The organism is Fusicatenibacter saccharivorans (assembly GCF_027667425.1).
In the GTDB taxonomy this organism is placed as follows: Bacteria; Bacillota; Clostridia; order Lachnospirales; family Lachnospiraceae; genus Fusicatenibacter; species Fusicatenibacter saccharivorans.
Genome location: NZ_JAQEGR010000017.1, coordinates 31,526 through 54,195 on the forward strand (window position 1 = coordinate 31,526; position 22,670 = coordinate 54,195).

General features: G+C 49.9%; 20 protein-coding genes and 1 other annotated feature. Of the genes, 10 read left to right on the plus strand and 10 right to left on the minus strand.

From position 1 onward, the window contains the following. Positions 1–14: 14 nt before the first annotated feature. Positions 15–836: an AraC family transcriptional regulator gene (locus PGS38_RS14590; RefSeq protein WP_055267489.1), complete on the minus strand. Its 822-nt coding sequence runs from the start codon at positions 834–836 to the stop codon at positions 15–17. 161 nt (positions 837–997) lie between these two features. Here PGS38_RS14590 and PGS38_RS14595 point away from each other — a divergent pair, with 161 nt between their 5' ends. Beyond that, positions 998–3,013 (plus strand): beta-galactosidase, encoded by a 2,016-nt coding sequence (locus PGS38_RS14595; RefSeq protein ID WP_119188591.1) that lies wholly within the window; start codon positions 998–1,000, stop codon positions 3,011–3,013. A gap of 104 nt (positions 3,014–3,117) precedes the next feature. Here PGS38_RS14595 and PGS38_RS14600 read toward each other — a convergent pair whose 3' ends face one another. After that, a complete protein-coding gene (locus tag PGS38_RS14600) occupies positions 3,118–4,239 on the minus strand; it encodes a phosphotransferase enzyme family protein (protein WP_119188590.1) in 1,122 nt (373 codons plus the stop codon). Positions 4,240–4,383: 144 nt separating this feature from the next. Further along, positions 4,384–4,659, plus strand: a binding site (T-box leader). Positions 4,660–4,730: 71 nt separating this feature from the next. Here PGS38_RS14600 and ilvB point away from each other — a divergent pair. Genes ilvB through PGS38_RS14615 form a run of 3 tightly spaced genes read left to right on the plus strand, consistent with a single transcriptional unit; the run spans position 4,731 to position 7,192 of the window. Further along, positions 4,731–6,449: a biosynthetic-type acetolactate synthase large subunit gene (ilvB, locus tag PGS38_RS14605; RefSeq protein WP_117509739.1), complete on the plus strand. Its 1,719-nt coding sequence runs from the start codon at positions 4,731–4,733 to the stop codon at positions 6,447–6,449. A gap of 12 nt (positions 6,450–6,461) precedes the next feature. Beyond that, a complete protein-coding gene (gene ilvN / locus PGS38_RS14610) occupies positions 6,462–6,971 on the plus strand; it encodes an acetolactate synthase small subunit (protein ID WP_117509738.1) in 510 nt (169 codons plus the stop codon). A gap of 14 nt (positions 6,972–6,985) precedes the next feature. Continuing rightward, positions 6,986–7,192: a hypothetical protein gene (locus PGS38_RS14615; RefSeq protein ID WP_117804319.1), complete on the plus strand. Its 207-nt coding sequence runs from the start codon at positions 6,986–6,988 to the stop codon at positions 7,190–7,192. A gap of 125 nt (positions 7,193–7,317) precedes the next feature. On the opposite strand, the gene PGS38_RS14620 is transcribed toward PGS38_RS14615, so the two are convergent. From PGS38_RS14620 to htpG, 4 genes are all read right to left on the minus strand, one after another. Beyond that, positions 7,318–8,010, minus strand: a complete 693-nt coding sequence (locus PGS38_RS14620) for an LrgB family protein (protein ID WP_119188589.1) — start codon at positions 8,008–8,010, stop codon at positions 7,318–7,320. After that, complete coding sequence (locus tag PGS38_RS14625; RefSeq protein WP_117804340.1) at positions 8,007–8,378, minus strand: CidA/LrgA family protein; 372 nt, start codon at positions 8,376–8,378, stop codon at positions 8,007–8,009. Before PGS38_RS14625 ends, PGS38_RS14620 begins: the two co-directional genes overlap by 4 nt. A gap of 223 nt (positions 8,379–8,601) precedes the next feature. Continuing rightward, a complete protein-coding gene (locus PGS38_RS14630) occupies positions 8,602–9,927 on the minus strand; it encodes a Na+/H+ antiporter NhaC family protein (RefSeq protein WP_173816124.1) in 1,326 nt (441 codons plus the stop codon). Between the two features lie 184 nt (positions 9,928–10,111). Continuing rightward, on the minus strand, positions 10,112–12,187 hold the full coding sequence (gene htpG, locus PGS38_RS14635; RefSeq protein WP_119188588.1) for a molecular chaperone HtpG: 2,076 nt from the start codon (positions 12,185–12,187) through the stop codon (positions 10,112–10,114). 343 nt (positions 12,188–12,530) lie between these two features. Between htpG and PGS38_RS14640 the strand changes: the two genes are divergently transcribed. After that, positions 12,531–13,097 carry a TetR-like C-terminal domain-containing protein gene (locus PGS38_RS14640; RefSeq protein ID WP_022461989.1) on the plus strand — a complete coding sequence of 189 codons (567 nt, stop codon included), beginning with the start codon at positions 12,531–12,533 and terminating at the stop codon, positions 13,095–13,097. 219 nt (positions 13,098–13,316) lie between these two features. After that, positions 13,317–15,296, plus strand: coding sequence for an oleate hydratase (locus tag PGS38_RS14645; RefSeq protein WP_117509736.1), 1,980 nt, complete (start codon positions 13,317–13,319; stop codon positions 15,294–15,296). A gap of 88 nt (positions 15,297–15,384) precedes the next feature. Here the strand turns inward: PGS38_RS14645 and PGS38_RS14650 are convergent, their stop codons facing one another. Genes PGS38_RS14650 through PGS38_RS14660 form a run of 3 tightly spaced genes read right to left on the minus strand, consistent with a single transcriptional unit; the run spans position 15,385 to position 17,881 of the window. Continuing rightward, positions 15,385–16,452, minus strand: coding sequence for an ethanolamine utilization protein EutH (locus PGS38_RS14650; RefSeq protein ID WP_119188587.1), 1,068 nt, complete (start codon positions 16,450–16,452; stop codon positions 15,385–15,387). Between the two features lie 34 nt (positions 16,453–16,486). Then, a complete protein-coding gene (locus tag PGS38_RS14655; protein WP_055221274.1) occupies positions 16,487–16,993 on the minus strand; it encodes a DUF5721 family protein in 507 nt (168 codons plus the stop codon). Between the two features lie 6 nt (positions 16,994–16,999). Beyond that, positions 17,000–17,881 carry a magnesium transporter CorA family protein gene (locus PGS38_RS14660; RefSeq protein WP_022461993.1) on the minus strand — a complete coding sequence of 294 codons (882 nt, stop codon included), beginning with the start codon at positions 17,879–17,881 and terminating at the stop codon, positions 17,000–17,002. A 326-nt stretch (positions 17,882–18,207) separates the two neighbouring features. Between PGS38_RS14660 and PGS38_RS14665 the strand changes: the two genes are divergently transcribed. After that, on the plus strand, positions 18,208–19,047 hold the full coding sequence (locus tag PGS38_RS14665; protein ID WP_119188597.1) for a DegV family protein: 840 nt from the start codon (positions 18,208–18,210) through the stop codon (positions 19,045–19,047). Between the two features lie 97 nt (positions 19,048–19,144). Further along, positions 19,145–19,516, plus strand: coding sequence for a hypothetical protein (locus PGS38_RS14670; RefSeq protein WP_117509733.1), 372 nt, complete (start codon positions 19,145–19,147; stop codon positions 19,514–19,516). Positions 19,517–19,904: 388 nt separating this feature from the next. Here PGS38_RS14670 and PGS38_RS14675 read toward each other — a convergent pair whose 3' ends face one another. After that, complete coding sequence (locus PGS38_RS14675) at positions 19,905–20,105, minus strand: cold-shock protein (protein WP_022461996.1); 201 nt, start codon at positions 20,103–20,105, stop codon at positions 19,905–19,907. A 314-nt stretch (positions 20,106–20,419) separates the two neighbouring features. Between PGS38_RS14675 and PGS38_RS14680 the strand changes: the two genes are divergently transcribed. Further along, a complete protein-coding gene (locus PGS38_RS14680) occupies positions 20,420–21,700 on the plus strand; it encodes a dihydroorotase (protein WP_117760549.1) in 1,281 nt (426 codons plus the stop codon). Positions 21,701–21,737: 37 nt separating this feature from the next. Then, positions 21,738–22,667, plus strand: coding sequence for an orotidine-5'-phosphate decarboxylase (pyrF, locus tag PGS38_RS14685; RefSeq protein ID WP_022461998.1), 930 nt, complete (start codon positions 21,738–21,740; stop codon positions 22,665–22,667). Positions 22,668–22,670 lie beyond the last annotated feature (3 nt).

A 22,670-nucleotide genomic window follows, 5' to 3' on the forward strand; every position in this document is an offset into this window, starting at 1 on the left:
AGGGGTGTTTCAGATTATATGCCGTACAGCTTCCGGAACTGCTTCGGCGTTGTCCCGGTCTGCTGGCGGAAAACCGAGATAAAGTAGCTGACATCGCGGTAGCCGCAGAGGGCGGCGATGCCGTCGAGCGTAGTGTAGGGACGGCTGATGAGAAGCTCCTTGGCGCGGCTGATGCGCAGAACGCTGATGTACGAGCGGACAGAGCTGCCGACAAAACGCTGGAACAGGCGTGTCAGATACTGCGGCGTGATATGGAGCTGTTCCGCGAGATCATCCACATTGAGCGGGTCGGAAAGATGACTTTCGATTTCCTGCATTGCCGGGCGGACATACTGGAGATACAGCGGATGCTCCGTCCGGGAAAGGCCGGTGCGGAGCTGGGAAAGGCGTGTCAGGAACTCAAAGCATCCGACGGAGAGCGCAGCATCGTCGATGTCATTTTTCAGAAAATGTGAGTCGATTATGCGGTCAATCCATTCCTGAAACCACGCGCCCTCTGAGGCCGGAACGAAAAGATACGGCGAGACGGCACAGATTTTATAGAGATCATCGGAGAGCTTTCCGTCAAAGGTCAGAAAGGATGTAAACCACATCCCGCTGCCGTCGTTTTCGCGGTATTCATGCGGCACATGCGGAGCAATCAGAACACCGTCACCTGGTTTCAGCAAAAGTTTCTGGCCTTCGAGGGTCAGCAGCCCTTCGCCGCGTTCCGTCTGGATCCAGTGATATAAGGGGAATCCGTTCGGGCGCACAACGGGCTCCTGCAGCCAGCGGTTGCCGATGCTGTCAGCGGAGAGGGAAAAATCGGAGGCGGATGGTTTAAAGAAAATAGGCATAACAGTCAGTTCCTTTCTGAAAGAAAAGTCTAAAATAAGATTCCAGAATGAGTTTCGAAAATTCATACTTTTTAGACAAGCATATCATATTTTTCTCACAAAGACCAGTATATAATAGAGCCATCAAAACGAGATATCCAAACACAGGAGGAATCAAAAAAATGCAGCCAAAATTCAAAAAAATGTTATACGGAGGAGACTACAACCCAAACCAGTGGCCAAAAGAGATCTGGGATGAGGATATGAAACTTTTCCATCAGGCCGGCATCAACAGCACCACGATCAACGTATTTTCCTGGGCAAAAATCCAGCCGTCCGAGAATGAGTACGACTTTACAGAGCTCGACGAGATCGTAGACACCCTGACAAAAGAGGACGTCCAGATCGTCATGGCAACATCCACCGGCGCACTCCCGGCATGGATGGTACACCGTTATCCGGAAGTGGCAAGAACCGATTTCGAAGGACGCCATCACAAATTCGGTCATCGCCACAATGCCTGCCCGAACAGCCCGGTTTTCCAGAAATATGCAAAACGCCTGGCAGAAAAACTGGCAGAGCGTTACGGCGACAACAAAAACATCGTCTGCTGGCACATCAGCAATGAGTACGGCGGCGAGTGCTACTGCGAGAACTGTGCAAAAGCGTTCCGCGTATGGCTGAAAGACAAATACAAAACACTCGATGAAGTCAACAAGGCATGGAACATGGAGTTCTGGGGCCACACCATCTACGACTGGGACGAGATTGTACCGCCGAACGATCTGGGAGACGGAATGCCATGGGGAAGCGGCACTGCATTTGCAGGAATGTCCCTCGACTACATGCGTTTCAACTCCGACGGCATGCTGAACAACTACAAAATGGAGCGTGACGCGATTCGCAAATACGACAAAGAAACACCGATCACCACAAACCTGATGGGAACGTACAAAGGTCTCGACTACTTCAAGTGGGCAAAAGAAATGGATATCGTATCCTGGGACAACTACCCGAGCTACAATACACCATGGAGCCACGTAGCTATGACCCACGACCTGATGCGCGGCCTCAAAGACGCACCGTTCATGCTGATGGAGCAGACTCCGAGCCAGCAGAACTGGCAGCCGTACAACTCCTTAAAGAAACCGGGCCAGATGCGCGCACAGAGCTATCAGACCGTTGCACACGGCGCAGACACGATTCAGTTCTTCCAGCTGAGAAGAAGCGTCGGCGGATGCGAGAAATTCCATGGTGCTGTTATCGCACACGCAGGAACCGCAGATACCCGTGTCTTCCGTGAGGTAACCCAGCTCGGAAAAGAACTGGAGAAAATCGGAAGCCGTGTGATGGGCTCCGAGAACCACGCAAAAGTCGGCATCATCTTCGACTGGGAAAACTACTGGGCACTGGAGTACACCAGCGGACCGAACCGCGATTTACGTTACGTAGACCAGATCGAGCAGATGTACAATTACTTCTATAACAAGAACATCGCTGTCGATATGATCCCGATCGACGCGGACTTCTCCAAATATGACCTCGTTGCAGCACCGGTTCTCTACATGGTAAAAGACGGTGTGGCAGAGAGCCTGGAGGCTTATGTACAGGCAGGCGGAACCCTCATCACCACCTACATGAGCGGTATCGTCGGACAGTCGGACAACGTTCATCTCGGCGGATACCCGGGACCGCTCAGAAAAATGGCAGGCGTATGGGTAGAAGAGATCGACGCTCTTGCACCGGAGCAGAGAAACAAGATCCGTTTCGCAGACGGAACCGAGGAAGAGTGCCGTCTCGTATGTGACCTGATGCACCTCGAAGGAGCTGAAGAAATCGCACAGTATGAGAGCGATTTCTATGCAGGCATGACTGCTGTTGCAAAAAATCAGTTCGGAAAAGGAACCGTATATTATGTCGGAACCGACCTTTCTGAGAGCGGCCTTGCAAAAGTTCTTGCTATGGCAGCAGACAGCGCAGCCATCCAGCCGGTGATTGGAGAAGCAACAGCACTCGAGATCACAAAACGCCAGGCAGACGGCGAGGATCTGTACTTTATCATCAACTTCAAAGATGAGGAGATTCCGCTTCCGGCAGTCTTCGACGGAAAAGAAGATATCCTGACCGGCGAGAAAGTACAGGGCGGTGAGATGCTGAAGAAATACGATCTGCGGATTGTCAGCGTTCCGAGAGCATAATATAAAACATATTGTATAGTAGAAAGATAACAAAAAAGACACAGCAGGAGGCAGAAAGATACTTCCAGCTGTGTCTTTTTGATGCTGTGAATTTATGCGGGTGCTTAGTGGGAAAACGAAGCCCGTGCGACGATGTTCTCCATCTCGCCCCATTTCTCCTCCATATCCGCTACAAGCGCGATCTGTGTCCGCGCCCGTACGAGGTTGTGCTCCGGGTAAGCGGTTTTGAAGTAGGTATCGCCCATCAGGTAATCGGCGAGAAAACGGATGCCGCATTCGAGGGTCATTAATTTTGCACCCATCGGCAGCATTTCGACTTCCGCGCGGGTCAAAGAGCCTGCGCAGCCGGCGAGAAAGCCCTTTGTATAGCTCTCAAAGAGAGGAAGGGAAAGAGACACCTTCGAGACATCCTGTTCGTCCTCAGCGGCCGTATTCGCGCCGAAGCGGATCGAATCGCCGAAGTCAAAGATCGACAGTCCCGGCATGATTGTGTCTAGGTCGATGACGCAGATGCCCTCGCCGGTTTTGTCATCAATCATAATGTTGTTCAGCTTCGTATCGTTGTGCGTTACGCGGAGCGGCAGCTCGCCCGAGGCCTTCATGCGCTCGGCTACGCCGTAATCGTCTGCGTGGTCGAGGAAAAACGCCATCTCATCCGAAACGTTTTTCAGCCGTCCTTTCGGATCCGCCTGCGCCGCCTGTAAAAGCGCCTGGTAGCGGAGCGGTGTGTTGTGGAAATCCGGGATCGTCTCGAAAAGAGAGGCGGACGGAAAATCGGAGAGCATCTGCTGGAAGCGGCCGAAAGCATTACCGGTCTCGTAAAACAGCTTTGGATCTGTCACGGCATCATAGCAGGACGCATCGGAAATAAAGAGAAATGCGCGCCAGAATTCTCCGCGCTCATCGACGAAAAACCAGGCATCGTCTGTCGTCGGAATCAGGTTCAGCGTCTCGTGGAATGGATCTCCTCCTGCGGCTGTGATTTTTTTCCGCAGAAATGATGTTACCTGTGCAATATTCTGCATCAGCTCCGTTGGATTGTGGAAAACGGTGCGGTTCATGCGCTGCAGAATCGATTTGCGGAGGACGCCGTTTTCGGTGGAGCGCACCAGAAACGTATCGTTGATATGGCCGTTCCCGTGCGGCGTCCAGTCTGTAATCGTTCCCGGGAAAGCAAATGCGTGGACAATGGAAGAGAGTTCTTCCTGTGTGTATGTAATCATCATGGGTATAAACTCCTTATTTTAATTAGACAAACCTGATTAAGTAAAGCACACGCAGGGCGAAAAGTCAAGAAAAGGGCGCGAAACGATTGACAACGAGCGGCATTTCTGACTATAATAGACAGTAATTTAAGAAAAAACAAAACCTAAAATGCAGTGACAGGGAGGAGTACCTGGCGGCGCAAAGCAAAGAGAGGAGATGGCTGGTGAGAATCTCCGTGAGCGTGCCTGCGGAAGTAGCCCTCGAGCAGTGGACTGAACAGAAAAAGCGGACAGCAATGTTTTCCAAGTAGGCTCCAACGTAGTTCCCACGTTACCGGGATGCCGTATCGGATGAAAAAAGTTAAATCCTGTACGGAATGAGCAGAAGTGTATTCTTCTGGAATTCAGGTGGTACCGTGGATGGAAACATTCTCCCTGAACGTAAGGCACAGAAAAGGTGTTTTATGTTCGGGGATTTTTTATGCAGCAAATTTAGAACAGGAGGTTTTCATATGAAACAGATTACAGGAAACAAACTTCTGGTAAAGGCTCTGAAGGAGGAGGGTGTTGAGTATCTCTTCGGTTATCCGGGAGCCTGCACCATTGACATCAGCGATGAGCTTTACAAACAGGATGAAATCAAAATCGTTCTGCCGCGCCACGAGCAGGCGCTGGTGCATGAGGCGGATGCCTATGCGAGAACGACAGGAAAAGTCGGCGTATGCCTCGTTACCAGCGGCCCTGGTGCAACCAACCTGGTCACCGGTCTTGCAACGGCAAACTACGACAGCGTTCCGCTTGTCTGCTTCACCGGACAGGTAGCCCGCCACCTCATCGGAAACGATGCATTCCAGGAGGTTGATATTGTCGGCATCACCCGCAGCATCACGAAATACGGCGTGACGGTAAGAAACCGTGAAGATCTCGGACGCATCATCAAAGAAGCCTTTTACATCGCCCGCACCGGAAAACCGGGCCCGGTGCTCATTGATCTTCCAAAAGATGTCATGGCAGAGCTCGGCAGCGCAGAGTATCCGAAGAACGTCAACATCCGCGGCTACAAACCGAACACCAGCGTACACATCGGCCAGTTAAAACGTGCGCTGAAAATGCTCGCAAAAGCAAAACGCCCGCTGTTTCTTGCCGGAGGCGGCGTCAACATCGCACATGCGCAGGAAGTGTTCCGCGAAGTGGTCGAGAAAACACAGGTGCCGGTTGTCACAACCGTTATGGGACGCGGCGCGATCTCCACGAAACACCCGCTGTTCATCGGAAACCTTGGCATGCACGGCGCGTATGCGGCGAATATGGCAGTCAGCGAGTGCGATCTGCTGTTCTCGATCGGAACACGTTTCAATGACCGTATCACCGGAAAGCTGCATGAATTTGCCCCGCACGCGCAGATTGTCCACATCGACATCGACACAGCTTCGATCTCCCGAAACATCCACGTCGATATTCCGATCGTAGCCGATGCAAAAGAGGCGATCACGAAGATAGCAGAGTACGTAGAGCCATGCTCCACATCGAAATGGCTTGCCCAGATTGATGCCTGGAAGAACGAGCATCCGCTGACGATGCGCCCGAACGGCGTGATGGGACCGCTCGATATTTTCAACGCGATCAACGAGCAGTTTGACGATGCGATTATCGTCACCGACGTCGGACAGCACCAGATGCTGACAAGTCAGTACGTCGACATTACCGAAAACCGCCAGATCATCATGTCCGGCGGCCTTGGAACGATGGGATACGGCCTTCCGGGCGCGATCGGAGCAAAAATCGGCAACCCGGACAAACCGGTCATCGCGATTTCCGGTGACGGCGGTATGCAGATGAATATTCAGGAGCTGGCGACTGCCGTTCTCGAGGAGCTGCCGGTCATCCTGTGTATCTTCAATAATGAATACCTCGGCATGGTACGCCAGTGGCAGAAGCTGTTTTACGGCAAACGGTACAGCATGACAAACCTGCGCGCCGGTGCACTTTCCCGCAGAACAGACGGAGAAGAGTACCCGGAATACACGCCGAATTTTATCAAATTGGCTGAGAGTTACGGCGCAAAAGGAATCCGTGTCATGAAGAAAGAGGATATCGCGGCTGCGTTTGAAGAGGCGAAGAAAAACACCAAGACTCCGACAATCATCGAATTTATCATCGATCCGGAGGAGATGGTTTACCCGATGATCAAGCCGGGCGGAACGCTCGAAGATATGATTATGGACTGTTAGGAGGAGAGCGCGATGAATAAGGGAATGAAAAAAAGATGGATTTCACTGTACGTAGAAAACCAGGTTGGTGTCCTTTCCAAGATTTCCGGGCTTTTTTCCGCAAAAAGCTATAACTTGGACAGCCTGACCGTCGGAACGACCGAGGACCCGACCGTATCGCGTATGACGATCGCCACGGTCAGTGACGATGAGACGTTTGAGCAGATCAAAAAACAGCTGAACCGCATGGTCGAGGTCATCAAAGTCATCGACTTCACCGACGTGTTTGTGCGCATGAAAGAGATTCTGTATATCAAGGTATTCAACTGCAGCGCAGCTGACAAAGTCGAGCTGTTCCAGATCGCTGAGACGTTCAAGGCGAAGGTCATCGACTACGGAAAAGACAGCCTGCTGCTCGAGTTTGTCCAGACGGCGACGAAAAACGATGCAGTTGTGAAGCTGATGAAAGAGGAATTCAGCAAGATCGAAGTCGTGCGCGGCGGAAGCGTCGGTATCGAGTCGATCAATGTGATGGAGCGGTAAAAGAGAGGACGTTTTTGCGTGAACGAAAAGAGTATTACCACAATTACGTTAAAAAGATTAATAAGAAAAGTGTGTATCAGTACATCTATGAGCACCGCCAGATGGCGAAGCAGCAGATTGTGCAGGATCTGACGATGGAGCTTTCGATGCACAGCGGAACGCTCGAGCATATCTGCATCGACCCGGAAGGGCCGGAGTGCTACTGCGCTTCTTTTTATTGAAGAGTTTCTGCAGTCGGAATTTTAATTTTTAGTTATAGAATTTCAGGGATAGAAAATCCGGGAACGGAAAGTTTTACATTGCTTTCCATTCCCGGATTTTTTCTGTTTTTTATCAGTGTTCGTTTTTAGATAAACATCGCATAAATCGACGCTCCGACCACAGTCAGAATACCTGCAACTGCAATCGAAAGGCTGCTCATCGCGCCCTCGACATCGCCCATCTCCATGGCCTTCGCCGTACCGATCGCATGGGAGGCCGATCCGATACTGATGCCCTTTGCAATCGGCTCCTCAATGTGAAACAGCTTGCAGAGCGTCTCCGCCAGCATATTTCCCAGCACACCCGTGATGATGATAACGGCAACCGTGATCGTCACCGCACCGCCGAGTTCTTCCGAAACACCCATGCCGATGGCCGTTGTGATGGATTTCGGCAGCAGTGTTACATACATTTTATGATTCAGATTGAAGATCAGCGCCAGCGCGAGAACCACGGTAAGGCTCGTCAGCACGCCGGAGAGAATACCGGCGAGGATGGCTTTGATATTCTTTTTCAATGCCTCCATCTGCTCATACAGCGGAATCGCAAGGCAGACCGTTGCAGGAGTCAGCAGATAGCTCAAGTATTTTGCACCGTCATTATAATTCTGATAATCGATATCGAAAACAGCAAGGAATACAATGACGACTGCAATGGAAATCAGCAGCGGATTGAAAATCGGAAGCCCAAATTTTTTCTTTAACAGTATGCCGAGCTCATACGCCAGAAGGCTGATGACAACGCCGAAAAATGCAGATTCACAGAGCATATTTGTCATTTTGCGTCCCCTCCTTTGTGTTTCTTTTCCAGCCGGATGACCGCCTGTGTCACGCGTCCGGACACAATCATAACGACGATGGTGCTGACGAGCGTAATCACGAGAACCGGAACGAGAACGGCTTTTAATTCACCCCAGGATTCCATCAGGCCGACGCCCGCCGGAATGAACATGACCGGCATGATCTCAATCATAAACTTGCCTGCGTCCTCGACGGCATCAAGTTTTAATGCCCCCGTCATCAGAAGCGCCAGCATCAGCACAAGGCCGTAGATACTTGCCGGAATCGGAAGCGGCAGCACGGCGTGCAGGATTTCTCCGACGAACGAAACCGCCATAATTACAAGGAACTGTCTTAATAATTTCACTTTTTCTGTTGTCCTTTCTCCCCATAACCCACATAACATCACTTCTTCTCAATGTCACGACCCCGATTATACTACCCGCGTAAAAGAATTTCAACCGTAAATGTTACTGCAATTTTGGCTATTTTTGCCAAAAAAGGCAAAAAAATGCCCGCCAATCAAACGAAAAAGTGAAATCGGTGGGCATTTTAACATAATTTTTTGAGTTGATCCGATACGGAACTTTTTAAGCATTGCTTTCGGCATTTTTCCGATCCGGCAGAACGAAGATAAAGATCAGCGAACTGACAAGCAGCATGCCCGGATAGAAGAGGTTTGCCATGATTTCAAAGGCGGAGAGCTCATATCCCAGTTCATGCACCGCGGAAATCGCCACGAGCATCTGCGCGCCGTACGGCAGGATGCCCTGTGAGATGCAGGAGAAGGTATCGAGGAGCGATGCCGTTTTCCGTGGGGTGATGCCGTAGTCCTCGGACATCTGCTTTGCGATCGGGTTTGCCATGACGATCGCGACGGTGTTGTTTGCGGTCGCAATGTCGAGCAGCGCGACGAGAATGCCGACACCGAGCTGGCCGCCCTTTTTTCCGCGGAAGATTTTGTGAATGGCACGAAGCAGGACAGTAAAGCCGCCGTTTTCCCGGATCAGCGCGCACATCGCAGCGACAAGAATCGCAACCATACATGTCTCAAACATACCCGAAGTGCCGCTTCCCATGCTGGAGAGCATATCCAAGAGCGTCGTCTGTCCCGTACCGAGCATGATAACGGCACCGGAAGCAATACCGATAAGGAGTACGACAAACACCTGAATGCCCGCGATGCCGCCGATCAGCACGAGCAGGTACGGAACCATCTGCAGCAGATGGTATTCGTGGACGACCGGTGTGCCCGGCGCCTGTCGGAAGGAGATTACAAGGATCAGCGCCAGCGCGGCAAGAGCAGCCGGGAGAGCGATCCAGAAGTTTTCACGGAACTTGTCTTTCATCTCGCAGCCCTGTCCGTTGCAGGCGGCGATTGTCGTGTCGGAGATGAAGGAGAGGTTGTCGCCGAACATGGATCCGCCCATGACGGAGGCGACGCAGAGCGCCAGCGAAAAGCCGGAGGTCTCGGCAACAGCAGCGGCGATCGGCACGAGAAGCGTGATCGTTCCGACGGAGGTTCCCATGGCCGTGGAGACGAAGCAGGCAACGACAAAGAGCACAGCGACGGCATACTTTGCCGGAATCCAGGAGAGCATGAAATAGGCAATGCTCTCTGCACTGCTCCTTCCGACAACGCCGACAAACGTGCCTGCGGCGAGGAAGATCAGCAGCATTGTGATGATGTTTTTGTCCCCGATGCCCTGTCCCATGAGGGCGAGCTTTTCTTCAAACGGGACACTGCGGTTCTGCAGACAGGCGACGAGGATCGCTGCCAGAAACGCGACGACGATGGGGATGTTGTAGAAGCCCATCGGAATTTTTAAAATATACTCGGAATAAATGCCGAGCCCCAGATAAAACACCAGAAAAACGGCGATCGGGAGCAGGGCGGATGGCTTTCCTTTTTTCATAGAAATAAATACCAGACCTTTCGTGTGATTTTCCTTATTTTTCAATAGGGCGAATAGAATTATTCTATCATCTGGATCAGAAATCGTAAAGTAAAAAAGCAGGAAAAAACACGCCGGACATCTGGTAAATTCCAGAAATCCGGCGTGTTTTATAAGAGGTGCGTTTTGCTGTGCCTGTGCTTTATCATTTTGCAAGGAGCATCATAATCTGATTGCTTCTGCTTACGAATTTTGTCATCTCGTCCGGAGAGAGCGGTTTGTGGCTGATCATTGCCAGATCATACAGCTGCTCGCAGAACAGGGATGTGTTGTCGTTCTCGCCATTCTTCAGAATGTACTGAACGAGCGGATGTTTTGCATTCAGGATCAGGGTTTCCTGTCCGCCGAACATGGACGGATCCATGCCGGTCATGCCATACATCTTCATCATATCCTGCATCCGGCGGCTCTCCTCGGAAAGCGTTACCATGGAGGATACATTTTCGTCTTTCAGGTTCTCAACTTTGACGGTCAGGTCTTTCTTGTCGAGGACTTTGCGGAAGAGATCGGTCAGAGCATTTGTAGCGTCGGTCAGATCCTCACCGGACTCGTCTTTCATATCGTTGGTCAGATCTGCATCGATGCGCTGGAAGGTTACATGCTCGTTGTAACGCTCTGCATGGGTGATGAAAGCGGAGTCGATGTTGTGTTTCAGGATGACAGCATCCATGCCCTGGCTGCGGAACATGTTGATGTACTGGCTCTGCTGAACTTCGTCGGTGACGTAGTAAACAGTCGTTTTTTCCGGCTCTTTCTTCTCGTCAGCGTTTTCCGTATTTTCGGTATTCTCCGTAGTTTCAGCCTTCTCTTCGGTGTTCTCTGCAGGAGCTTCTTCTTTCTTATTCTCGTTGATGCAGTCCTCAAGAGTCAGATATTTTCCGTCGATGTTCTTGAACAGAATATAGTCCATCATCTTCTTGGAGAATTTCTCGTCCTTGATGCATCCGTATTTGATGAATGGGTTGATATCATCCCAGTATTTCTCGTAATTCTCACGGTCGGTTTTGCACATGCCGGAGAGCTTGTCAGCGAATTTCTTGGAGATGTACTCGGAGATCTTCTTGACAAATCCGTCGTTCTGCAGTGCGCTTCGGGATACGTTCAGCGGCAGATCCGGGCAGTCGATGACGCCTTTTAAGAGCATCAGGTATTCCGGAATGACTTCTTTGATGTTGTCGGCAATAAATACCTGGTTGTTGTACAGCTTGATGGTTCCCTCGATGGAATCGTACTCGGTGTTGATACGCGGGAAGTAGAGGATACCTTTGAGGTTGAACGGATAGTCCATGTTCAGGTGGATCCAGAACAGCGGCTCGCGGTAGTCGTTGAAGACTTTGCGGTAGAATTCTTTATAATCCTCATCGCTGCACTCGTTTGGATGTTTGGTCCACAGCGGGTGGATATCACTGATGGAAACCGGGCGTTTGTTGATTTTTACTTTCTCTTTGGCCGGGGAAACTTCAACCTGCTCTTTCGTTCCGTCTTCTTTTTCTTTCTCTTCGTATTTTGCGTCCTCGTGGATGTGCTCTACGACAACGTCGTCGTCTTTTAATTCGCTTTCATCGATGGTCTCGTATTCCTGCGGCGCATTTGCTTTGGACAGGAAAATTTCAACCGGCATGAAGGAGCAGTATTTTTCCAGAACTTCGCGGACACGGTATTCGTTTGCGAATTCCAGGCAGTCCTCGTTCAGGAACAGAGTGATTTCGGTACCAACAGTTGTCTTGCTGCCCTCGGACATATCGTACTCGGTGCTTCCGTCACAGGTCCAGTGTACCGGGGTGGATCCTTCTTTATAGGAAAGAGAATCGATGTGAACTTCATCTGCTACCATGAAAGCAGAGTAGAAACCAAGACCGAAGTGGCCGATCATCTGATCTGAATTCGTTTTGTCTTTGTATTTCTCCAGAAATTCGGTAGCGCCGGAGAAGGCGATCTGGGTAATATATTCTTCGACTTCGTCTGTGGTCATACCGATACCGTTATCGATGAATTTTAAGGTTTTCTCATCCGGGTTTACAATCACCTGAATGGCTGCTTTGTAGTCATCCGGAAGTGCATATTCACCCATGCCGTCCAGTTTTTTCAGTTTGGTGATGGCATCGCAGCCGTTGGAAACGAGCTCGCGGACGAAGATATCGTGGTCGGAATACATCCATTTTTTGATAATCGGGAAAATATTGTCGCTGTTGATTGAAAGATTTCCATGTTTCGCACTCATGAGAAACACACTCCTTTTCTTATAAAAATATTTTGATCCAGCAAAGCGGGAATATCATGCTTTTTTAGATGTCTGCAGCTTTTTTACTGCTCTGATAGTTATAGTAATACTGGCACAGGGAAAAGTCAAGGGGAAATTAGCACTCGAGAAAAAAGAGTGCTAACAGAACGACGGAAAGTATTGAATTTACTGGTATTACGGTACTTTCTAAACTTTTTGTAAAGTCTGATCAGAAGGGCTGCGCAGTTGTTTCTGGAGAATGGATATGCTACAATGAAAAAGCATAGAAGCGTTTCGAACAGAAAGATTCCGAGGGTACATAAAAGAAAAATGGAGGAAATACATGACAAATGCGACAAAGGCGGCGCTGGAAGCGTCGTTAAAAAAGCTGCTTTTGAAAAAGCCGCTGGACAAAATTACGATCAACGATCTGACGACAGACTGCGGCATCAGCCGGATGGCGTTTTATTATCATTTTAAGGATATCTACGATCTTGTCGAATGGTCGTGCCTGGAGGATGCGACGCAGGCGCTGCAGGGGAAGAAAACGTATGAGACATGGCAGGAAGGCCTGCAGCAGATTTTTGAGGCAGTGCTCGAGAATAAACCATTTATTATGAATGTCTATCACTCTGTAAGCCGGGAGCAGATCGAAACATATCTCTTTCATCTGACGCACGATCTGCTGTACGGTGTCGTGCAGGAAAAAGCAAAGGGAACCGGCATCTCCGAGGCGGATCAGAGTTTTATCGCAGATTTCTATAAGTATAGCTTTACCGGTGTCATGCTCGACTGGATCAAAGACGGAATGAAAGTGGATTACCATATGATTGCGGAAAAAATGCACCGCACGATGGAAGGAAATGTCGTCAATTCCATCCGAAATTTTGAAAAAAGAAATAAAATATAGTTACACTTTACAAAACAGGGCGGATGATAAAAATTTAATCATCCGCCCTGTTTTGTAAATGGAAAAGCGGGGAAAAATGAAGTAAGATTCAAATTGTCAACAGACAATGGCAACACAAATGGAAACTTGTAAAACAAAGAAAGCAGCATAACCTATACGAACCGGAAATTCGAAAAAACATTCCGGCAGTCGTATTTAGAAAAGAAAGGATGAACGTCTATGTCAAAAAAAGGATTAAAATTCGGAATCGCATCAGCAGCAGTCATCGGAGCTGGAGCAGCAGTGCTGCAGGCAAAAAACAAGAGTGAAGCAAAAAAAGCAGCGGAGACAACCACTGTAACATCAGAACCAAAGAATGATTACCGCAACACCGAGCGCGGAAAAGATAAGAAAAACAGCAAAGGCATTTATTACACCAACGGAAACTACGAAGCCTTCGCAAGACCGGAAAAACCGGAAGGCGTCGATGAGAAGAGCGCATACCTCGTAGGAAGCGGCCTCGCAGCCCTCGCAGCAGCGTGTTTCCTCGTAAGAGACGGCCAGATGAAAGGCGATCACATCCACATTCTGGAAGCCATGGACATCGCCGGCGGTGCCTGCGACGGTATCTACGATCCGACCCGCGGCTACATCATGAGAGGCGGCCGTGAGATGGAAAACCACTTCGAGTGCCTGTGGGATCTGTTCCACAGCATCCCGTCAATTGAGACACCTGGTGTATCCGTTCTTGATGAGTATTACTGGCTGAACAAAAAAGACCCGAACTACTCCCTGTGCCGTGCAACGAAGAACCGCGGCGAGGATGCCCATACCGACGGCAAGTTCAACCTGAGCCAGAAAGGCTGCATGGAGATCATGAAACTCTTTATGACAAGAGACGAGGATCTGTACGACAAGACGATCGAGGATGTTTTCGATGATGAAGTCTTCAATTCCACCTTCTGGCTGTACTGGAGAACGATGTTCGCATTCGAAAACTGGCATAGTGCACTGGAGATGAAGCTGTACTTCCAGCGGTTCATTCACCACATCGGCGGACTGCCGGACTTCTCCGCACTGAAATTCACGAAGTACAACCAGTATGAATCCCTGATTCTTCCGATGAAGAAATACCTCGAGGATGCCGGTGTAGACTTCCAGTTCAATACCGAAGTAACCAACGTTATCTTTGAAATCAACGATGGAAAGAAAGTAGCAAAAGCCATCGAGTGCAAAGTAAACGGCGTCGAGAAAGGCATCGTTCTCACGGAGAATGACCTCGTCTTCGTTACCAACGGAAGCTGCACCGAAGGCACGATCTACGGCGATCAGAACCATGCACCGAACGGTGATGCAGAGGTCCGCACGAGCGGCTGCTGGAGCCTGTGGAAAAACATTGCAAAACAGGATCCGTCCTTTGGACATCCGGAGAAATTCTGTTCCGATATTGCAAAGACAAACTGGGAATCCGCAACAATTACCACTCTCGACAATAAGATCATTCCGTATATCACCAATATCTGCAAACGTGATCCGAGAACCGGAAAGGTTGTTACCGGCGGTATCGTAAGCTGCCAGGATTCCAAGTGGCTTTTAAGCTGGACCATTAACCGTCAGGGACAGTTCAAAGAGCAGGATAAAGATAAGGTATGCGTATGGGTTTACAGCCTGTTCACCGATGTACCTGGCGACTATGTGAAGAAACCGATGAAAGAGTGCACTGGTAAAGAGATCACCGAAGAGTGGCTGTACCACCTCGGCGTGCCGGTTGACCAGATTCCGGAGCTGGCAGAGAACAGCGCTGTCTGCGTACCGACCATGATGCCGTACATCACCGCATTCTTTATGCCAAGAAGAAAGGGCGACCGCCCGGATGTCATCCCGGATGGCTGCGTCAACTTCGCATTCCTCGGACAGTTCGCTGAGACACCAAGAGATACCATCTTCACGACAGAGTATTCCGTTCGTACCGCAATGGAAGCTGTTTACGGACTCCTCGGCGTAGACCGCGGCGTGCCGGAAGTATGGGGCAGCGTTTACGATATCCGCGACCTGCTGGACAGCTCCGTGAAACTGATGGATGGAAAATCCCCGCTGGAAATCGAGCTTCCTGGACCGCTCAACCTGCTGAAAAAACCTCTGCTGAAACTGGTAGATGGAAATGTAGTTGGAGATCTCTTAAAAGAGCATGGAATTATTAAAGAGGATATGGTGAAATAAGAAATAGAAAATAAGTAAGAAATGCAATAAGACCTGCGCTTTCAAACGGCGCAGGTCTTATTGCGTTGCTATGTATGCTCTCAAACAATTAAGCAGATTTCTTCGTGAAAAACAGTGCGGCACAGACGGCGGCGATGCCTCCAGCGAGCTTTGCAACGAGAAGCGGCACGACAAAATCAGGATCGGTGCCGAACGTAAATCCCATATGTGCGGCGATGGTCGATGCGGCGGAGACGAGGAAAGCTGCGTTTACAATCTTTCCGCGCTCGTCCATTTTTTCCATCATTGTGATCGCCGGAACAGGGCTGACAATGCCCATCAGAAGCCCGGCGGCACTGCTGTCGTTCATGCCGGTTTTTCTTCCAATAAAAGAGAGCGGCTTTTTGAGCACCCGCTGTAAAAGCTCCGCCGTCGGAAGGCTGCCAAGCAGTACAATGCCGATGGACGAGACGACCGTCATCGCGTCCTCCAGCGGCGCAAGGTCCGGGAGCAGCGAAAAGCCGGTCATATAGCAGAACGCGCCCGCGATGAGGCCGATCGTCGTCAGAAGCCGGATCACATCTGCAAATACCGTGAACGCGCGCACGGTCTGCTCCGGAAAACGCCAGATGCCGAACATCAGCAGAAAGCAGAAGAGGAGCACCGGGAGCGACTGAAGTACGATCTGCAGAAAAGAGAGCCCTGAGAGCAGTCCGCCGACGATCATCGTGACGGGAAGCGTGCCCGTGCCGATCAGCATGCCGCGGGAGAAAAAGAGGCGGTCGCCGCTTTTCAGCATTCCCATGCCGACCGGAATCGTAAAGGTGATGGTACAGCCAAGCGTCGCCGCAATCACAAGTCCTGCGTAGCGCACCATCTCCTGCGATGCCGAAAGCTCTCCGGCGAGCTGGTAGCCGCCCATGTCAATGGCGAGAATGCCGGCGAGAAGTCCCGCATCCAGCCCAAAAAAGTTCCAGATGGGAACGAGGGCGAAACGGAGAAAGCGGGAGAGCAGCGGGGTGAGGCAGATGATGCCCGACATGGAAAGTGCCGTCGGTCCAAGCAGCGTAAAGCCCTCCTCAAACCGTTTTCCAAATCCGAAGCGATTGCCAGCGATCCGGTCGACACCGCCGAGTACCGCGCCGACTGCCATGATCCACATAATAATCTGATTCATAAAAAGAGAACCTTTCTAAATAAGTATTTTGTCTTTATATCTGTTCTTCAAATGCAATTTCATTTTTCAGCAGAAACTGACGGACTTCCTCATCGAAGACGCGGTCGAGCGACTTGTCCATCGTAAAGATTTTGAGGGAAGTTCCGGTGGTAAGTAAGAGTTTTCCGTCCTTATACTGAAAATTCAGAAAGCATCCAAACACGTTCTCTATTTCCAGCGGCAGCGCATGGTCCGCGATCATTTTTTCGCACGCCGCCTGCGGAAGCTGAAACACAAATTTGAACTGCAGGGGTGTCCGTTTTCCTTTGATGACGGAATAGCAGAACGATTTCACATCTTTCCAGAGAAGCCGTGTCCGCCCTTTTTCTTTTAAGAGCTGCGCGTCGTCGGGATCGAAAAAGTCCGTGTGAAGACTGCCGTCGATGGAGAACGTCGTAAACGTTGTGATCGACGCCTCAGAGACGGGAAAGCGGTCAAATGTCTCGAGACGGAGCAGGGTGTTCATAAAATTCTTTAACTGTGTAATCTGCAGGATAATCATCCGTAGTTAAAACCAGCCTTTCTTTTTAAAATACCAAATTTCAACAGCAACAATGAGAATACAGACGCCGATCAGGATGAAGTACGCATACGGGGCAGAAAGCTCAGGCATATGCGTAAAATTCATGCCGTACCAGCCGGCGATCAGGGAAAGCGGGAAAAAGATCGTCGAGACGACCGTCAGAATCCGCATCGTATCGTTCTGACGCAGGTCGATCTGCGCCTGCTGCATCTCGCGGATCTGCAGGGCGTACTCCCGCAGCATCTGGGTGTGGTCGTACAAACGGTCCACGCGGTTTCCAAGGCGCGAAAACTGACGGGCGCATTCCGGGGGAAGAAAGTGATTTTCGTCCTCGGAGAGTATTTCGCACATGTCGAGAAGCTGCTGGTAATAGGCATGGAACACGAGCAGCTCCCGACGGATCGTGATCAGGGTCCGCTGCAGCTCTTTTGGCAGAGTGTCGAGAAGAGACTCCTCGATTGTCGCGAGGCGCTTCTCAAAATTCTGCAGATAGAGCATATCCTCCTGGATCAGCGATTCCAGAAACGAGAAAAACAGGTGGAAGACATCGGAAGTATCGAGCGGTTCTTCCGGGAAGAGGAGGCTCTGCAAAGCCGGAAGTGTCTGTTCGTCGGCTGCCAGAATAAGCTGCCCCCGGTCGAGATAAAACGCAAGCGAGAATGCAAGGTGAAGCGGATGCGTCTTGTCCGGGACGGCAAGCGATCCGACCAGGCAGTCAGGCAGCAGCTCTGCGCGGCAGTATTCGATGCGCTCCGGCTGCAGACTGCGCCGGAAAAGAGAAAATCCGGGCAGCGCCGCGCAGGCTTTGGAAGCTTCCGAAAACGAAAGCAGGGAAAGCCGGACCGAATCCGAAAAAGTCCATTCCATACGTACCACCTCCTGAAAATAAGCAATGGAAAAATATCCATAAACAAAAAAGCCGTATGACCGTAGTATACCGCAAAAAGGGGAGTGCGACAAGAAAAGGAAAAAACTTTTAACGGAAAAACTTTTATTGGGAAAAAACTTTTTGCAATGGAGCACTAAGTGTGTTATGATAAAATGTAGTTATCAAAACTACATGACAAAATATCAAAAAATTCACTGTGTCGAATTCGTCCCTAGTTCAGGAAGGTTTGAAAAAGAGCGGTGATTGGAAATACGAAACGTCCGCAGTGAGAAAAAGCGGAATCAAGTTTGGAGGGACAAAATATATGAGTTTTCACATTGTTGCAGACAGCTGCTGTGAACTGACAGCAGATATGAAAAAAAGAGGAAATATTGAAATTGCACCGCTGACCCTGGAAGTCGGCGGAGAATCCATTCTGGATGACGAGACATTCGACCAGAAATATTTTTTAAAGAGAGTAGCGGAATGTCCGGAGTGCCCGAAATCCGCCTGCCCGTCGCCGGATTATTTCCGGAAATCTTTTCTGAACGGAGCAGAACGGTGCTACGCGGTCACACTTTCCGCACAGCTCAGCGGTTCCTATAACAGCGCAGTGCTCGGTGCAAACCTGGCGCAGGAGGAGAACGAGGATCTGAAGATTCACGTATTCAATTCCAGAAGCGCATCGATAGGAGAGACCCTGATTGTGAAAAAAATCGTGGAGTGCGAGGAAGCCGGCATGAGCTTTGAGCGCGTCGTAGAGACAGTAGAACTCTATATCAGCACACAGAACACCTATTTCGTGCTGGAAAATCTCGAAACTCTGCGGAAAAACGGCCGCCTTTCCAAAACAAAAGCACTTGTTGCATCCGCGCTTAAGATCAAACCGGTTATGGGAGCCACACCGGAGGGCGATATCGTACAGCTCGATCAGGCGCGCGGCATCAACAAAGCACTGATGAAAATGGTCGATGCCATTGTAAATGACGCACAGCATGTAGAAAACAAAACGCTTGCCATCTCTCATTGCAACTGCCCGGAGCGCGCCGAGATGGTAAAAGAAGCCCTTCTGGAGCGCCTTGCGGTACAGGATGTCTTCGTACTCGATACCCAGGGCGTCAGCAGTATGTATGCAAATGACGGCGGAATTATCATTGCATTATAACTTTTCTCTTCCCTTTTTGTTGAAAATGTAGTATAATTTTCAACATGTTTGAAAGTGCCGCCGAGCACTTTTTAGAAATCAAAGGAGAAGTAGAACCATGAGTCAGGAAAAAGTTGACCGCTATAAAAAGGAAAAAGCGAACCGTGAGAAAATCATGAGACGTGAAAGATGGATCACGAGACTGGAAGTTACCGCTTTCGTCGTTGTTCTGGCTACCCTGATCGGCTGGTTCTCCGTTGCTGTTTACCAGAACTCGGTAGCAGAGAAAAAGGCGAACCGCACGACAGAAACCACAACGATGAACGTGACGGATATTCAGAATTATCTGAGCGAGACCAACACATCCAGCGACAGCAGTGCAGATGACACCAGCGACAGCTCTGATGCTTCCGATACATCTTCGGACAGCACAGCAGATACGGCAAGTGACAGCACAGCAGATTCCATCAGCGAAAGTACAGCGGAATAAGCAGAATTGTTAAAGAAAGTAAAAGCGCTTACCACAGACGGGAAAATCCCGGAGTGATAAGCGCTTTTGTTATAGAGATTTATAGCAATCCCCGAAAATAATGCAAAAAATTCAGCACCGCAGAGCGTGAATTACTGCGTCACAGATTTTCGTCGTACCCCGGTACGCCTTCAAATCTGTTCCTTGCAATTCGCGCTCTGCAGCACTGCCTTTTTTGCATTATTTTCGGGTCTTGCTATAGAAAAAACTATGAGAAACACGCTCCGCGAGTTTCTCAAGTTATCGCGGCAGTCGCCAAGGTCTCGTGCAGGCACGGACTTTGGCTCGTTGTCCGCGTAAATTAAAAAACCGGAGGACATACATCCTCCGGCCTTTCGCTTATGGTTAATTAGCATTTAACAACGTTGGAAGCCTGCATTCCGCGAGCACCCTCGGTAAGATCGTAAGTAACCGCCTGACCTTCGTCAAGAGTTTTGAATCCTTCACCCTGGATAGCGGAGAAATGTACGAATACATCGTTTCCGTCTTCGCCTGTGATGAAGCCATAGCCCTTCTCTGCGTTAAACCATTTCACTGTTCCCTTGTTCATTGTGAGTTACCTCCATAAAATTAAAAAATAAGCATGATGTGGGAATGCATATGTTCCCCCATAAGCGAGTGAACTTTTGGTAAAAAAATTCACTAGCTATTACAGATTATATTGAAGGTGAATGCTAATATAATCTCTAATAGCTAGTGACCACGTATTACATCTCAACATCTTCTCGATTGAGACTATTATAATCTTGCAAATCAAAAAAGTCAAGAAAAAACTCTTTATTTCAGGAAAGATTTCGTGTATTATAAAAAGGAATAAATGGTCGGACGACGGCCAGAAGAAAAGAAAGGATCAGAGAACGTAAGATGAGTATCTTAATCAAAAATGGACAGGTCATCGACCCGGCCACCCAAAAAGACGAAATCAGTGATGTTCTGATCGAAAACGGTGTTATTACACGGGTTGAAAAAGGAATCCGCGTAAAAGATGCGCAGGTAATAGATGCAAAAGGCTGCTATGTAATGCCTGGCATCATCGATATGCATGTACATCTCCGCGACCCGGGGCAGACATATAAAGAAGATATTGAAAGCGGTTCGAAAGCAGCAGCAAAAGGAGGCGTGACAACGCTGGTAGCGATGCCGAATACAAAACCGGTCATCGACAGCCCGGACCGAGTCAACTATGTAACGATCAAAGCAGACCGTTTTTCTCCGATTAATGTACTGCAGGCAGGCGCCATCACAGTAGGACAGAAGGGTGAAGAGCTCGCCGATATCGAAGGCATGGTAAAAGCCGGCATCCCGGCGATCAGCGAGGACGGAAAATCCGTTATGAACGCGCTGCTCTACAAAGAGGCCATGGAGATTGCCGCAGAGAAAAACATTCCGGTGCTGGCTCACTGCGAGGACAAGAACCTCGTAAACGGCGGCTGCATGAATGAGGATGCAAACTCGAGAGAGTGGCATCTGCCGGGCATCACAAACTCCGTAGAGAACACGATTGTTGCAAGAGATATCGTACTTGCCGCAGAGACAGGTGCACACCTGCATCTGTGCCACTGCTCGACCAAAGAGAGCGTGGATATGGTGCGTGAGGCGAGAAAGGCCGGCGTTTCGATTTCCGCCGAGGTCTGCCCGCATCACTTTACCCTCTGCAGCGACGACATCGTAAAGGGCGACACCAACTACAAGATGAATCCGCCGCTCCGTACGAAAGAGGATCTCGAGGCACTGCGCCAGGGTCTGAAAGACGATGTCTTCGATGTCATCAGCACCGATCATGCACCGCATGCGCTGACCGAGAAACAGGAGTCCTTCAAGAAAGCTCCGTTCGGCATCGTCGGACTGGAGACGAGCGTGGCTCTTACCATCACCGAACTTGTGGATACCGAGGTCATCACCCCAATGCAGATGGCGGAGAAGATGAGCTACAATCCGGCAAAAATCCTGCACCTGGACAAGAAAGGTTCTCTTGCACCTGGCATGGACGCCGATGTGGTTGTCATCGATCCGGAAGCAGAGTATGTGATCGATCCGAAGGAGTTTGTTTCCAAGGGCAAAAACACTCCGTTCGGCGGCAAGAAAGTCAAAGGAAAAGTTATGGCTACCGTATGCGGCGGCAAGATTGTATACGAAGCTGAGTAATTTCTATAAGAAAAGAAAGAAGAGGGAGAGTAAGCAGATGATTAACAAACTGATTGCAAACATTAAAAAAACAAATGCACCGATCGTCGTAGGTCTGGACCCGATGCTGAACTATGTGCCGGAGCACGTACAGAAAAAGGCATTTGCCGAGTACGGCGAGACACTTGAAGGAGCTGCAGAGGCCGTTTGGCAGTTCAATAAAGCGATTGTCGACGCAACATACGATCTGATTCCGGCTGTAAAACCGCAGGTTGCCATGTATGAGCAGTTCGGCGTTCCGGGAATGGCAGCGTATGAGAAGACCGTTTCCTACTGCCAGGAAAAGGGTCTCGTTGTCATCGGCGATATCAAACGAGGCGATATCGGTTCTACTTCTGAGGCGTATGCAGTCGGCCACCTCGGCCACGTGCAAGTGGGAAGCAAATCCTACGCCGGATTCCATGAGGATTTTGCAACTGTCAATCCGTATCTTGGATCTGACGGCGTAAAACCGTTCATCAAGGTCTGCAAAGAGGAGAAAAAAGGTATCTTTGTTCTGGTAAAAACCTCGAACCCGTCCAGCGGCGAGTTCCAGGACCGCATCATCGACGGACGTCCGCTGTATGAGTGGGTCGGCGAGCAGGTTGCCGCGTGGGGCGAGGAGCACATGGGCGATGATTACAGCTATGTGGGAGCTGTTGTCGGCGCTACGTACCCGGAGATGGGCAAGGTGCTGCGTAAGGTAATGCCGAAATCCTACATCCTGGTACCGGGCTACGGTGCACAGGGCGGAAAAGGAAAAGACCTCGTTCACTTCTTCAATGAGGACGGACTGGGTGCAATCGTAAACTCTTCGAGAGGTATTATCGCTGCTTACAAACAGGAAAAATATGCCGAGTTTGGCACTGAGAACTTTGCGGATGCTTCGAGAGCAGCTGTAAAGGATATGGTTGAGGATATCAGCGGGGCGCTTGCTGCTGCAAAATAAGAA